Annotated in this window: 15 protein-coding genes; 8 read left to right on the top strand and 7 right to left on the bottom strand. The window is 53.4% G+C overall.

The features are described from left to right. Positions 1–3: 3 nt before the first annotated feature. From alc to JW499_RS15510, 4 genes are all read left to right on the top strand, one after another. Complete coding sequence (alc, locus tag JW499_RS15525) at positions 4–990, top strand: allantoicase (protein WP_205211442.1); 987 nt, start codon at positions 4–6, stop codon at positions 988–990. A gap of 38 nt (positions 991–1028) precedes the next feature. After that, positions 1029–1547 carry an ureidoglycolate lyase gene (locus JW499_RS15520; protein ID WP_205211441.1) on the top strand — a complete coding sequence of 173 codons (519 nt, stop codon included), beginning with the start codon at positions 1029–1031 and terminating at the stop codon, positions 1545–1547. Positions 1548–1665: 118 nt separating this feature from the next. Continuing rightward, positions 1666–2841, top strand: coding sequence for a urate hydroxylase PuuD (locus JW499_RS15515; protein WP_205211440.1), 1176 nt, complete (start codon positions 1666–1668; stop codon positions 2839–2841). Positions 2842–3005: 164 nt separating this feature from the next. After that, a complete protein-coding gene (locus tag JW499_RS15510) occupies positions 3006–3629 on the top strand; it encodes a TetR/AcrR family transcriptional regulator (RefSeq protein WP_205211439.1) in 624 nt (207 codons plus the stop codon). 63 nt (positions 3630–3692) lie between these two features. Here JW499_RS15510 and JW499_RS15505 read toward each other — a convergent pair whose 3' ends face one another. Further along, positions 3693–4130, bottom strand: a complete 438-nt coding sequence (locus JW499_RS15505; protein WP_205211438.1) for a GlcG/HbpS family heme-binding protein — start codon at positions 4128–4130, stop codon at positions 3693–3695. A 930-nt stretch (positions 4131–5060) separates the two neighbouring features. After that, on the bottom strand, positions 5061–5240 hold the full coding sequence (locus tag JW499_RS15500) for a hypothetical protein (RefSeq protein ID WP_205211437.1): 180 nt from the start codon (positions 5238–5240) through the stop codon (positions 5061–5063). Positions 5241–5503: 263 nt separating this feature from the next. On the opposite strand from JW499_RS15500, the gene JW499_RS15495 reads away from it, so the two are divergent. Beyond that, entirely contained in the window at positions 5504–6148 is a 645-nt protein-coding gene (locus JW499_RS15495) for an HAD hydrolase-like protein (protein WP_205211436.1), read from the top strand. A 19-nt stretch (positions 6149–6167) separates the two neighbouring features. On the opposite strand, the gene JW499_RS15490 is transcribed toward JW499_RS15495, so the two are convergent. From JW499_RS15490 to bhcA, 5 genes are all read right to left on the bottom strand, one after another. Next, on the bottom strand, positions 6168–7049 hold the full coding sequence (locus JW499_RS15490) for an isocitrate lyase/PEP mutase family protein (RefSeq protein ID WP_205211435.1): 882 nt from the start codon (positions 7047–7049) through the stop codon (positions 6168–6170). A gap of 74 nt (positions 7050–7123) precedes the next feature. Continuing rightward, the gene (bhcD, locus tag JW499_RS15485) at positions 7124–8137 is read right to left on the bottom strand and encodes an iminosuccinate reductase BhcD (protein WP_205211434.1); all 1014 of its coding nucleotides are present in this window, start codon (positions 8135–8137) and stop codon (positions 7124–7126) included. 71 nt (positions 8138–8208) lie between these two features. Continuing rightward, positions 8209–9366: a 3-hydroxy-D-aspartate aldolase BhcC gene (gene bhcC, locus JW499_RS15480; RefSeq protein WP_205211433.1), complete on the bottom strand. Its 1158-nt coding sequence runs from the start codon at positions 9364–9366 to the stop codon at positions 8209–8211. Between the two features lie 22 nt (positions 9367–9388). Then, complete coding sequence (gene bhcB / locus JW499_RS15475; RefSeq protein ID WP_205211432.1) at positions 9389–10366, bottom strand: beta-hydroxyaspartate dehydratase BhcB; 978 nt, start codon at positions 10364–10366, stop codon at positions 9389–9391. Between the two features lie 21 nt (positions 10367–10387). After that, positions 10388–11569, bottom strand: coding sequence for an L-aspartate--glyoxylate aminotransferase BhcA (bhcA, locus tag JW499_RS15470; protein WP_205211431.1), 1182 nt, complete (start codon positions 11567–11569; stop codon positions 10388–10390). A gap of 325 nt (positions 11570–11894) precedes the next feature. On the opposite strand from bhcA, the gene JW499_RS15465 reads away from it, so the two are divergent. From JW499_RS15465 to JW499_RS15455, 3 genes are all read left to right on the top strand, one after another. Further along, positions 11895–12665 carry an IclR family transcriptional regulator gene (locus JW499_RS15465; protein ID WP_205211430.1) on the top strand — a complete coding sequence of 257 codons (771 nt, stop codon included), beginning with the start codon at positions 11895–11897 and terminating at the stop codon, positions 12663–12665. A gap of 351 nt (positions 12666–13016) precedes the next feature. Next, positions 13017–13277 (top strand): type II toxin-antitoxin system Phd/YefM family antitoxin, encoded by a 261-nt coding sequence (locus tag JW499_RS15460; RefSeq protein ID WP_205211429.1) that lies wholly within the window; start codon positions 13017–13019, stop codon positions 13275–13277. After that, the gene (locus tag JW499_RS15455; RefSeq protein ID WP_205211428.1) at positions 13267–13548 is read left to right on the top strand and encodes a type II toxin-antitoxin system RelE family toxin; all 282 of its coding nucleotides are present in this window, start codon (positions 13267–13269) and stop codon (positions 13546–13548) included. Before JW499_RS15460 ends, JW499_RS15455 begins: the two co-directional genes overlap by 11 nt. Positions 13549–13774 lie beyond the last annotated feature (226 nt).

Below are 13774 nucleotides of genomic sequence, written 5' to 3'. Positions count from 1 at the left end.
ATAATGACAACAACATTTGAGAAACAGATCAACCTGGCTGACGCCCGTCTGGGCAGCAAGGCCATTTTCGTAACCGACGACTGGTTTGCCGCCGTCGACCGGATGTTACAACCCGAAGCCCCCGTCTGGAAAGAGGGTGTCTTTGACGACAATGGTAAATGGATGGATGGCTGGGAATCCCGCCGTAAGCGTTTTGAAGGCTATGACTACACCATCATCCGCCTCGGCGTACCCGGTGTGATCAGAGGCGTCGATATCGATACCTCGTTCTTCACCGGAAACTACCCGCCTTCAGCCTCACTGGAAGCCTGCTTCTGCCCTGATGGCGACCCTGCGGATAATGCGCAATGGACCGAACTACTGAGTGCCGTTAGCCTGCAGGGTGACAGTCAGCACCTGCACGCTATTAACAATGATCAGCCCTGGACCCATATTCGCTTTAATATCTTTCCGGATGGCGGTGTTGCCCGTTTACGGGTGTATGGCACCCCCTACCTGAACTGGTCTGAGATTGGCAGCGAGCAAGAGATCGATCTGGCGTCCTCCCTCAACGGTGGCCGGGCGCTGGCCTGTAGTGACGAACACTTCGGCAAGATGAGCAACATTCTCAACCCCGGACGAGGGGTGAACATGGGCGATGGCTGGGAAACCGCCCGCCGCCGCACACCGGGTAATGACTGGGTGATTGTGGCACTGGGACATCCGGGGGAGATCAGCCGCATCGTGGTGGACACCCTCCACTTTAAGGGCAACTATCCGGACAGCTGCTCGATTCAGGCGGCCTTCGTCAAAGGCGGCACCGATGAGCAGATCGAAACCCAGAGTCTGTTCTGGAAAGAGTTACTACCCTCGCAAAAACTGGAGATGCATCAGGAACATGAGTTCAGCGAGCAGATCAACATGCTGGGGCCGATCACCCATATCCGGTTGAATATCTTCCCGGACGGCGGCATCAGCCGACTGAGACTGTTTGGCCATATTTCTGACTAAGAGCTACGGACTGAGAACTAAGGACTAAGGTGCTTTAAATGACTGAACAAACCAGGCTGACCCTGACACCGGAACCGCTGACCACCACCGCATTCGCCCCCTATGGCACGGTGATTGAGACCCGGGATCGTGACTTTTTCATGATCAACAACGGCTCAACCCAGCGCTTTCACCGTTTAGCTGAGGTGATGCTGGGAAAACCGGACGACCGGGGGATTATCAGCATCTTCCGAGCACAGGGAGTGACGATGCCGCTGCGGGTGAAACTGCTGGAGCGGCATCCGTTTGGCAGTCAGGCGTTTATCCCCCTGAAGCAGAACCCGTTTCTGATTATTGTTGCAGAGCCCGGCGAAGTGCCGGAGCCTGCCAATATCAGGGCTTTTATCACCGACGGCAGCCAGGGGATCAATTACCACCCCGGCGTCTGGCACCACCCGGTGCTAAGTTGCGTACCGGAAGATGATTTTCTGGTGGTCGACCGCGAAGGTGAAGGCAATAACTGCGATGAGTACTTCTTTGCTGAAGACACTGAGATAGTCCTTGAAAATAGCCCTTAAAAATAGCGCTTGAGTCAGATCACTGATCAGCAGGCAATAGCGACCAAAGCACAACAAGAACATTAACAGCTCGGGCCTTTAGCGAAAGCTATGAGTGTCACTATATGAGGAGTAAACCATGGATCCCCATATCACTGAATGGTTAAACCTGGCAGTACGCTGGGTACATATGATTACCGGTATCGCCTGGATCGGCGCGTCCTTCTATTTCGTCTGGCTGGAGAACCACCTGGACCGGAGTAACCCCCGTGAAGGTCTGTCCGGCGATCTGTGGGCGATCCACGGCGGCGGCATCTACCATCTGGAAAAATACAAACTGGCACCACCAAAAATGCCGGAGCAGCTGCACTGGTTTAAATGGGAAGCCTACGCGACCTTCCTGTCTGGCTTTACCCTGCTGGCCGTGGTGTATTACCTCAATGCACAACTCTATCTGGTAGCGCCCGGTTCAGACCTCAGCTCGGCTGCGGCCATCGGCATCAGTATCGGTAGTCTGGTGGCGGGCTGGTTTATCTATACCACCCTGTGTGATTCTCCCCTGGGTAAGAAACCTGCACTGCTGGGACTGGTACTGTTTGTTCTGCTGGTTGCTGCTGCCTGGGGCTTCACTCATGTATTTAGTGGCCGCGCGGCATTCATCCATATCGGCGCCATGATCGGCACCATTATGGTGGGCAACGTATTCTTTATCATTATGCCGGCTCAGAGTGATCTGGTGGGGGCGATTAATGCAGGGCGCGAGCCTGACCCCGCCCTGCCAGCTAAAGGCTTACTGCGTTCACGGCACAACAACTACTTCACCCTGCCGGTGCTGTTTATTATGATCAGCAACCATTTCCCCAGCACTTACAGCTTTGAGTATAACTGGGCAATTCTGGCAGGGTTGGCGATACTGAGTGTGCTGGTGCGTCACTACTTTAATACCCGTCACGAAAGCCAGAAATTTGTCTGGACCCTTCCCGCGGCGGCGCTGGGTATGATCGCACTGGCGTTTGTCACCGCACCGAAAACCGCTGCAACATCCACCACCCAGGTCAGCTTTACACAGGTGAAGCAGATCATTGATGAGCGCTGCTCCGTATGCCACTCAGCCACACCGACCTTTGCCGGTTTTACCGCCGCACCGCTCGGGGTCATCATGGATAATCCGCAGCAGATCCAGATGCTGGCTCCGCGGATTCAGGCGCAGGCGATTACCACCCAGGCGATGCCGCTGGGTAATATCACCCAGATGACGCAGCAGGAACGGGATCTGCTGGGCACCTGGATCGCTCAGGGCGCGTTGACAAAGTAGTCAGCGTCACAATCCGTTTGCTACGTTCTGCTAAAAAGCCCTGTTAACCGACAGGGCTTTTTCATTTTCGCAATAACACGGTTGAGCCGGGTTCAGTGCGGGTGATAACATGGCCCCGCAGTTGACCATCACGGTTAAATAATAAGACAGGATAAGGTAAGCCGATGGCTAAAATAGGGGACCGTAACCGGGAGCTGATTATTCAGGCTGCCAGTGAAATTTTTGCCGCCCGGGGTTACGCCGCGACTAAAACCATGGATATAGCCAACCATGCGGGCCTCCCCAAAGCCAACGTTTACTACTACTTCAAAAGTAAAAAGAACCTCTACCGCAGCGTTGTTGAAAGCGTTATTGATCCCCTGCTGCAGGCAGCCACACCGTTTTACGAGAACGATGACCCGGCCACCGTGCTGGAACAATATATCCGCGCCAAAATACGGGTGTCGCAACAGCATCCCCATGCCTCGAAGGTGTTTGCCAGTGAAATTATGCATGGGGCGCCTCATCTGCCCGAAGATATTGCCGAACAGATGATGGAACAGACCCGGGTCAGCAGTAACAAGATTGAGTCCTGGGTCAAACGAAAACTGATCGATCCTGTTGACCCCCATCACCTGCTGTTCACCATCTGGGCGGCCACCCAGACCTATGCCGATTTTGACTGGCAGATATCCCGGGTGACCGGCAAAGACAAGCTGAGTCAGGCTGACTACGACACCGCCGCAGAGCAGTTAACCCGGCTGATACTGAAAGGCTGCGGGGTAAAAAGCCACAAGTCTGAACAATAAAAAGCCCCCGATTGACTGAAGGTCTGATCGGAGGCTTAAGCGGTTTAAATAAAGGGTTACAGGTTAAGCCGGGCCGGCATCCGCGATCAGGCCCGCCGCCTCAATCCCGGTGATGGCACATAGCTCATCCACATCGGACAGATCGCCACTGACCCCCACAGCACCAACCACCTCATTGTCGCTGTTGCGCACCAGCACACCACCCGCCACCGGCACCAGATGCCCCTGCGCCAGCGTCGTTAAGGATGCAATAAAGGCAGGACGTTCCAGCGCATCCCGGCCCAGTTCACGGGACGACTTACCCATCGCCACTGCACCCCACGCCTTGCCGATGGCGATATCGGGGCGCAGCATACTGGACCCGTCCTGACGCTGGAGTGAGATCAGCCTGCCCGCGCTGTCCAGTATTGCCACGGTCAATGGCGAAGTATTCAACTCACGGCTTTTATTGAATGCCGCCTGAATTATGGTGATCGAATTTTCCAGATCTAGTCTGACCATCAGTGTTACCTCTGAATTGTTAGTTTTATTAATTGAGAAATCTGATCGTTCGGCACTAAGGGCAACCCTCACTCAGCAGTAGATAAAACGAATATATAGATAAAACTTACATTCAGACCAAAGTATTGTATACATATTATAAGATATATTGTTGCCATATTATGAAACGGTATTATCTGGCAACAAGTTGACCAAAAAGTCAGGATTAACCACAATAGCAACAGCATTACGGCCCTGAAACCGGTGATCGCTGATCTCAGGTTTCACGGTCCGGGTGCTGTGTCTTCACCGGCAACCTATCATTGCCGGTAAGATTCTTGTTGACTCCCCTCTGCGAGGGTTTAAGACTGTCAGGACGCTGACGGTCTTTTTTTTTGTGCTTTTCCGGACCCCGGACCTCAAAGAACGCCCCGTAGGAGCTGCATCCTGCAGCGATTCACCTCATTGCCTGCACCCAATATCGCCGCTGGAAGCGGCTCCCACAACAGCGGTCAGATCACCGGAATCATTGCAGAGTTGAATTGCAGGTTTAACCGTAGGAGCTGCATCCTGCAGCGATTTGGCTATTCACCTGCACAGACATCGCCGCTGGAAGCGGCTCCCACAACAGCGGTCAGATCATCGGAATCATTGCAGAGTTGAATTGCAGGTTTAACCGTAGGAGCTGCATCCTGCAGCGATTTGGCTATTCACCTGCACAGACATCGCCGCTGGAAGCGGCTCCCACAACAGCGGTCAGATCACCGGAATCATTGCAGAGTTGAATTGCAGGTTTAACCGTAGGAGCTGCATCCTGCAGCGATTCAGCCCAATGCCTGCACCCAATATCGCCGCTGGAAGCAGCTCCCACAACAGCGGTCAGATCACCGGAATCATTGCAGAGTTGAATTGCAGGTTTAACCGTAGGAGCTGCATCCTGCAGCGATTTGGCTATTCACCTGCACAGACATTGCCGCTGGAAGCGGCTCCCACAACAGCGGTCAGATCATCGGAATCATTGCAGAGTTGAATTGCAGGTTTAACCGTAGGAGCTGCATCCTGCAGCGATTCAGCCCAATGCCTGCACCCGATATCGCCACTGGAAGCAGCTCCCACAAAAGATACAACCACCCTGCATTTTCCGGACCTCGGACAAGCGCATCGTTCAGACCCCGAAAAGCTTTATCGCGCCTGGAAGGCGCTCCTACAGGGCGGTTATCGCCGTCTTCCTTCTGTAGGAGCTGCATCCTGCAGCGATTGAACTCATTGCCTGCACCCAATATCGCCGCTGGAAGCGGCTCCCACAACAGCGTTCGGACATCGAACAACGATCTTTAAAATTGTGTACAATAATCAACTCACACGCTGCAACCGGATAGGAAAAGATAAACGCCATGAAAACGCTGTTTTTTGATCTCGATGGCACCCTGCTCGATTCTCAACGGGGAATAGCCGAATCGATCCAGAGCGCCCTCTCCGGTCTGGGGTATCCGCAGGCCGGCCCTGAGCAGTTACAGCGCTGTTTTGGCCCACCTATCCGCGATAGCTTTGCCCGACTGATGCACAGCACTGAAAAGGCGCTGATTGAGGATGCGGTGCGTCTGTTCCGCCAACACTATCTGCAACAGGGGATCAGAAACTATCAGGTTTATCCAGGTATCAGGGATCTGCTACAACAGCTTGCAGATGCCGGGCTGCGGTTGCGGGTGCTGACGGTTAAACCCCAGCCGCAGGCAGAGTGGCTGCTTGAGGATGCACAGCTGGCTAAACTGTTTGAGGGTGTTCACGGCAGTGAACTCAACGGCGCTAAAAGTGATAAAACTGTGCATCTGGGAGAGCTGATCAAAGAGCACCCCAAACCCTACAGCCGCCACTGGATGATCGGCGACAGAGCGAGCGATATCCGGGCGGCCCGGGCCCATGGTCTTAATTCGGTGGCGGTTAGCTGGGGTTATGGCGAAGCCGGGGAGCTGCATAGCAGTGACTGCGATTATCTGATTAATGAACCGTCGGCCCTGTTGGATCTGCTGATCCGTTAGCCCCCTTCAAACGACTCCATTACCCATGGGCGGGGTTGAGGTAGTCATTGCAGATCGCATTGAATCTCTGTTGTTGAGCAAACCGGCCAATCAGCTGTTTACCATTGCTGCTGTTAGCCATCTCACGGCTGGGAAAATCGCTGTTATACAGTTGCAACAACGACTGATAAACCGCTTTCACAGAATCCTCATACGCACGATGCCCCCTGAAGTGAATCCGCACACCCAGCTGTGTCAGCTCCTCTGAAGACAGCCCTGAGCCTGAACCTGAAGGCTCATAATCGATCAGCATCAGCGGCAGATCGGTCACCTGATTTAGCTGCACCAGTAGCGCTTTGGATATCTGGCCAAAAATACAGATACCATCGACGCCGGTGCGGCTGTAGGCATCCACCCGTTGCAGCAGATCGCTGTGGGGTTGCTGCCCATGGGTGCGGGCAAAGATCGCCATATCAGCATCGTTACGGGCTTGCAGCGCTGCCTGCAATTTACTGCATCCCTCTTCCACCGTACTGAGATTCAGCTCCGGCTGTTTGTACGGCCTGGGGATAACCGTATCTTCGATAGTGACCACCGCCGCGCCGGCATGCTCCAGCTCAGACACCGTGCGCATCACATTGAGGGCATTACCATAGCCGTTATCACCATCAACAATCACTGGCAGATCCGACGCCTGACACACCCTAAGTGCCTGCTCCGCCAACTCACTCAGCGTCAGCAGATAGATATCGGGGACACCCAGCGACATCAGCGAGGCCACAGAGCCTCCCAGTATGCCGACCTGAAAGCCTATATCATCCGCCATCCGCGAAGACAGCGGGTCAAAAACCGAAGCGCAGGTCATACACTGCTGACTGTCCAGCAGTTGACGCAGTCGTAATCGCGCGGCAGAACTCATCATAAATACCTGTAGGATAAAAGATTAAATGAAGTCCCCCCCTTCCACCGGGAAGGGGGGGGGGACAGAGTAGCAGCTTACAAAGAGACCTGTCCCGCCAGCCCTTTGGCTTGTGCAAGCTCTACCGCCGCAGAAGCCACCGCCAGATCCTGCAGGCCGACCCCGGTGCCATCAAACAGGGTGATCTCAAGATCATCCCGACGGCCCGGATGAGTGCCGTTAATCACTTCACCTATCGGCGTGATATCGGCTTCACTCAGCAGCCCGGACGCAACTGCGTGCTGCGCTTCACCGATACTGATCGATTGTGCCACCTCATCGGTAAAGACTGAGGCCACCGCCAGCAGTTCAGGATCAACCTCCTGTTTGCCTTTGGTATCGGTGCCCATACAGGCGATATGGGTTCCCGGTTTAATCCAGTCCTTCATGAGCAACGGCTCAAACGCAGAGGTGATGGTAATAATGACATCCGCCTCGGCGCCCAGTTGTTCCTGCTCAACCGCTTCGAAGGGCACCCCCAGTTCTTCACACACCGCGGCCAGTCGGGACAGATATTCCGGGTGTGGATTCCAGGCCACCACTTTTTCAAAGTTGCGCTGTTCAAGGGCGGCCCGCAACTGAAAGGTGGACTGATGTCCGGCACCGACCATCCCCAGCACCCGGGCATCTTTACGCGCCAGGTGAGCGATGGACACCGCCGACGCGGCAGCGGTGCGTACCGCCGTCAGATAGTTGCCCCCCACCAGCGACCGCAGTTGTCCGGTATCGGGATCAAACAGAATCACCGTGGACTGATGGTTGGTCAGGTTTTTATCAACGTTGCCCGGCCAGTAGCCGCCGGATTTAACCCCCAGTACCATCCCGGCACGATCGAAGCCGGACTTGAAACCATAGAGGGCGTCGGCGTGACCGATCGCCTCCCGCACCACCGGGAAGTTATAGGCAGCACCACTGGCCATCGCGGCAAACACGCTTTCAACGGCACTGAAAGCTTCAGGACGACCCACCACCTGTTGACACACTGCTTCAGATACCAGGGATATGCCGGGTAATGCGTTAACAGACGTAAGCTCTTCAATAGAACCACCCATAGATATTCTCCTTAATCAGGGATTGAACAGATGCCCTGACGGACACCTGTTGATATAGGTTAAATGCCTTATTAATAAGCCTTACCACGGGCGGAGACTGGCCACAGCGTCTCAACCTTGCCGTTACGCACCCCCACATAGTAATCGTGAACGTTACAGGTGGGATCGCAGTGCCCCGGCACCAGACGGATCTTCTGATTAACCTTCAGTGCCCCGTTCGGATCGGAGATCACCCCGTGTTCATCGGAGCACTTGATATACTCCACATCATCGCGGCCAAACACGTAGGGCAGACCACTATCAACCGACTGCGCTTTCAGACCGGCATCACAGATCGCTTTATCCGCTTTCGCATGACTCATGATGGAGGTGAGAATAAACAGTGAGTTTTCAAACTCAGAGATCCGCTCACCGTTTTCATCATGAATCGTCTGATAATCAGCATCCATAAATGCATAGGAACCACACTGTAACTCGTTATACACCCCGGACGCGCCCTCAAAGTAATAGGAGCCGGTGCCACCACCGCCAACGATGTCACACTCCAGACCAACCGCTTTGAGCATCTCAATCGAACGGGCCACCATCTCAATGGCAATATCCACTTTCTCTTTACGCTCGTTATAGTTTTGCAGATGCTGCATCGCCCCCTGATACGCCTGAATACCCGCGAACTTCAGACCGGCTGCCGCATCGATCGCCAGAGCGATATCCACCACCGGCTGTCCCGCAGCCACTCCACAACGTCCGGCACCGCAATCGATCTCAACCAGACACTCGATCTGCGTGCCATGCTTCTGCGCGGCAGCAGAGAGTTCCGCGACATTTTCAATGTCATCGACACAACAGATCGTCCGGGCACCCAGTTTCGGCAACCGCGCCATACGGTCGATCTTGGCCGGATCACGTACCTGATTCGACACCAGAACATCTTTAATACCGCCACGGGCGAACACTTCCGCCTCGGACACTTTCTGGCAGCAAACGCCACAACTGTCGCCCAGCTTTTCCTGCAACAACGCGATATCAACGGATTTATGCATCTTGCCGTGCACCCGGTGGCGCACGCCCATCTGCTTAGCGTAATCCCCCATGGTGCGGATATTCTTCTCCAGTGCGTCCAGATCAACAATCAGACAGGGTGTCTGGATATCTGCTTCATCCATTCCCGGGATGGCCGGAACGTCGTACCCTACTTCCAGATTGTGCAATTCATTCTGTGCATTCATTGGTGTTCTCCTGTCAAAATTCTTAGTTGTTCAGCCATGGCAGTTTGTCGAGGTCGACATTTCCGCCGGTAATAATGACCCCTACCCGTTTGCCTCTGAAGAGTTCCGGATGCTTCAGAATGGTCGCCAGGGGCACTGCGCTACTGGGTTCAATGACAATCTTCATCCGTTTCCACACCAGCTTCATCGCCTCGATAATCTCCTCCTCGGTGGCAGTGAGAATGTCGGTGACATGGTTGCTGACAAAGTGCCAGGTCAGGTCTTTCAGCGGGACTTTCAGACCATCGGCGACGGTATCCGGAGCATCATCCGCAATAATATGACCGGCCCGGAAAGAGCGGGCGGCATCATCCGCATTCAACGGTTCTGCGGCGTAGATCTTCACCTGGGGCGCGATGGTGGAAAGTGTCAGGCAGGTGCCTGAGATCATTCCGCCGCCACCGATCGGCGCGATCACCGCATCCAGGTTTTCCACCTGACTGAGCAACTCTTTGGAGCAGGTCGCCTGCCCGGCGATAACCCGTGGATCGTTATAGGGGTGGACAAAATCAGCCCCGGATTCAGCCACCACCTCGGCAAACACCGCTTCGCGGGAACTGGTTGAGGGTTCGCACTCAACGATAGTGCCACCATAGCCACGCACCGCATCCTTCTTCGCCTGCGGTGCCGTGCGTGGCATCACCACCGTGACCGGAATGCCCCGCTGACCGGCTGCATAGGAGAGCGACAGCGCATGATTGCCGGAGGAGTGGGTTGCCACGCCCACCGCCGCCTCCGCTTCAGTCAGGCCAAACACCGCATTGGATGCCCCGCGTACTTTAAAGGCCCCCGCCTTCTGCAGGTTTTCACACTTAAAGAACAGCTCAGCACCGCTCAGTTCATTAAGGAAACGGGAGGTCAGCACCGGCGTTTCATGGATATAGGGTTTAATCCGTTCATGGGCGATCAGCACATCATCGTATGTGGGGATCGTCATCTTCTGTTCAGTTGTATCGGTCATGGGATACCTCAAAAATTAACTTCAGGCACAGTTTTTACTGGCAGTCTTACGAAAATACTCCTGTGCGGCGGCAACCCCGGAGCCCAGCGTGATCGGGTAGTTGAGATCCGCCATCGCCATCTCAATCGTGGCCAGACCCGACAGCACCATCACGTCGGTCAGTGAGCCCAGATGGCCGATGCGGAACGCTCTGCCGTTCATCTCTCCCAGACCGATACCGAAGGAAACCCCGTAGGCATTAAAGGCATGTTCGGTCAGTTGATTACTGTCAAAGCCGTCCGGTACATAGATCGCGCTCACTGTATCGGAGTACAGCTCCGGCGACTGAGCACACAGTTTCAGCCCCCAGGCGTCAACCGCTTTACGCACCCCTTCAGCCAGACGGTAATGACGGGCATAGACATTCTCCAGCCCCTCTTCAAACAGCATCGCCAGACTCTCTTTCATGCCATAGATCAGCTGCAACGGAGGCGTATAAGGGAAACCACCGTTGGCATTCGCGGCCATCATGTCGCGAAAATCGAAGAAGGTGCGGGTCAGGGTCGCCGTCTCCATCGCTGCCAGGGCCTTCTGGCTAACCCCCAGAATGGCCATACCGGTATTCAGCATGAAGCCCTTCTGCGAACCGGAAACCGCAATATCAACACCCCAGGCATCCATCTCAAACGGCATCGATGCCAGTGAGCTGACGCAATCAACAAACAGCATCGCCGGATGGCCCGACGCATCCATCGCCTGACGAACGGCGGCGATATCACTCTTAACACCGGTCGCCGTTTCATTGTGGGTTACCAGTACCGCTTTAATCTCATGGCCGCTATCGGCACTCAAAACCTCGGCAAACCTGTCTGCCGGTGCACCTCTGCCCCAGGCACACTCAATAACCTGAACATCCAGATTATGGCGCTGACACAGATCGATCCAGCGGTGGGAGAACATCCCGTAGCGGGCGATCAGTACTTTGTCACCCGCTGACAGGGTGTTACAGATAGAGGCTTCCCAACCGCCGGTACCACTGGACGGGAAGGTAATCACTTCACCCGTCTCAGTACCAAAAACACGTTTGCAGTCGCGCAGTACCGGAGCGAATGTTTCAACAAAATCCGGCGCGCGGTGATCGCGGGTCTGAAGATGCATCGCATTGCGTAACCGATCAGGAATATTGGTCGGGCCGGGTATAAAAACAGGATTCTGATCTGTCATGGTGAATACTCTTGATAAGTGTTGGAAAAAGGCACACGGCTTCGGGATAGTCTGAAGCAGTAAGACTTAAGTGTTATTCACCATAAGAACAACGATTACCTTCCGCAATACGCAAATATTCCATATTGTGAAATTATAATTTTTCCCCAGTTTATTTTTACTAACCAACTGAAATTAAAGGAGTAAATAGAAAGCATCGGTTAAAAACCAACAATTTCATAATATGAAATATAGTTTTTTATTGTTGCTATGTGGTAATTTCATTAAAAATTGCACAATATAAAAAGCACCAAACCGCTACATCAGCCTTTAACAGGAGATCGCTATGTCAGATACAAAACCGGAAGCCCGGATTCAGGTCATCGACCGGGCCACACTGTTACTGGACGTTATCTCCCGTTATTCAAAGCCGGTGAAACTGAAAGTCCTGAGCGCCGATGCCGGTCTGCACCCCTCTACTGCCCACCGCATTCTTCACTCGCTGATCGATAACCGCTTTGTCGAACGCAGCAGTGCCGGCGAATACCGCCTGGGACAGCGGTTACTGCAACTGAGCAACCGGTTACACACCGATATCGACCTGCGGGCGGTGGCGATGCCCTATATGGAAAAACTGCGGGATAAGCTGGGAGAGACCATTAACCTCACCATCCGCGAAGGCGATGTGGTGATCTACTTTGAAAAGGCCACCCCCAACCGCATGATGCATGTGCAGCAGATCGTCGGCAGCCGGGCCCCACTGCATGTCACCGGTGTTGGCAAACTGATGCTGGGGATCAGCGGTGAACAGGAGATCGCAGGCTACGCCCAGCGTACCAACCTGCCCGCCTACACCCGCAACACCTTCAACTCACTGGAAGCACTGACAGAGGAGTGCCTTAAATCAGCTGAGCGGGGCTATGCACTGGATAATGAAGAAGCGGAGATCGGCGTCGGCTGCATCGGCGTACTGATCTACGATCAGAGCAATCAGCCGGTGGCCGGATTGTCACTCTCAGCCCCGATTGACCGCCGCCGGGATGAATGGATCGAAGAGCTGATGCAGGCGGGCAGTGCGATATCGGAACAGTTGGGGTATGGGAAAAGCAGTGGCTAGATCGCCGCTACGCGGCTGGCTAGTGGCTAGTGGTTAGAACGTCGCTGCGCGACTGGCTAGAAAAAGCATCGGAAATAGCGGTCAGGGCTTCGAATTAAAGGGCTTGCGCAGATAGAGTGAAAATCGATAGCGCCTGGCAGGCGTAACTTGCTGCAAAAAATAAATCTGTCACCTTTTTTCTGCCCTTTTTCACTCTTTTTTCACTAGACACACCCATCAGCTAAGCATGAAGGTGGGGATCGGTAACTACTTACAATAAAATAGAAAATCTGTACAAGAATTACTAAAAGGTCTATATTTAGACCTAAATAAAGGTTGCATAAGCGACTCATAGTAATTAAGGGTAAGAATATGAGCCATGTATCAAGAATGATGGCTGGGGTTTCAGCCAGCATCACCGACTTCAAGGCCAATCCAAATGCAGTGCTCCAGCAGTCGGGAGGTGAAGCTGTGGCTGTGCTTAAAAGTAATGAACCATGCTTTTATGCTGTACCTCCTGAACTGTTCGAAATGATGTCAGAAGCTGTTGAGAACCTGGCACTACTCGCTCAGGCCAGAGAACGCTTGAATGATGGTAAGGAACCTATAGAAGTCAATATTGATGACTTATAAGTTAAAGTTTCATCCAGATGCACTGGATGAGTGGGAGCGTTTACCGTCAGCGGTAAAAGAGTATTTTAAAGGCAAACTGAAAGAGCGATTACAGCACCCGCATATACCGAAAGCCAGGTTATCAGGTGGGTACAATTTGTATAAGATTAAACGCAAGCATCCCCCGTTTCGTTTAACTTATCACGTTAACGACACAGATTTGATCGTAACGGCACTGAGCGTAGGGAAGCGAGACGGCGACGTTTATCGAGAGATGTTAGAAAGACTCTGACATCTCTACTTTCCTAAGAATTTCATCCGAAATTTTGAATCGCGGAATTGAAAGAGACAGGTACTGAATTTTTCACAATAGTTAACCCTATTTTCTTAACCCTGCAAAATGCAAGACCTGATAATCATCTAGCCGACTCCCCCCTGCAGTCGTATCGTTAAGAAGTAACATCGACAAACAGCCACAAGAGGAGTCGACCAATGAAACTATATGCTGGAATCGATCT

The sequence above is a fragment of the Amphritea pacifica genome (assembly GCF_016924145.1).
GTDB lineage: Bacteria > Pseudomonadota > Gammaproteobacteria > Pseudomonadales > Balneatricaceae > Amphritea > Amphritea pacifica.
Note: the sequence above shows the minus strand (reverse complement) of the source record. Positions and strands in the feature narration are given on the sequence as shown.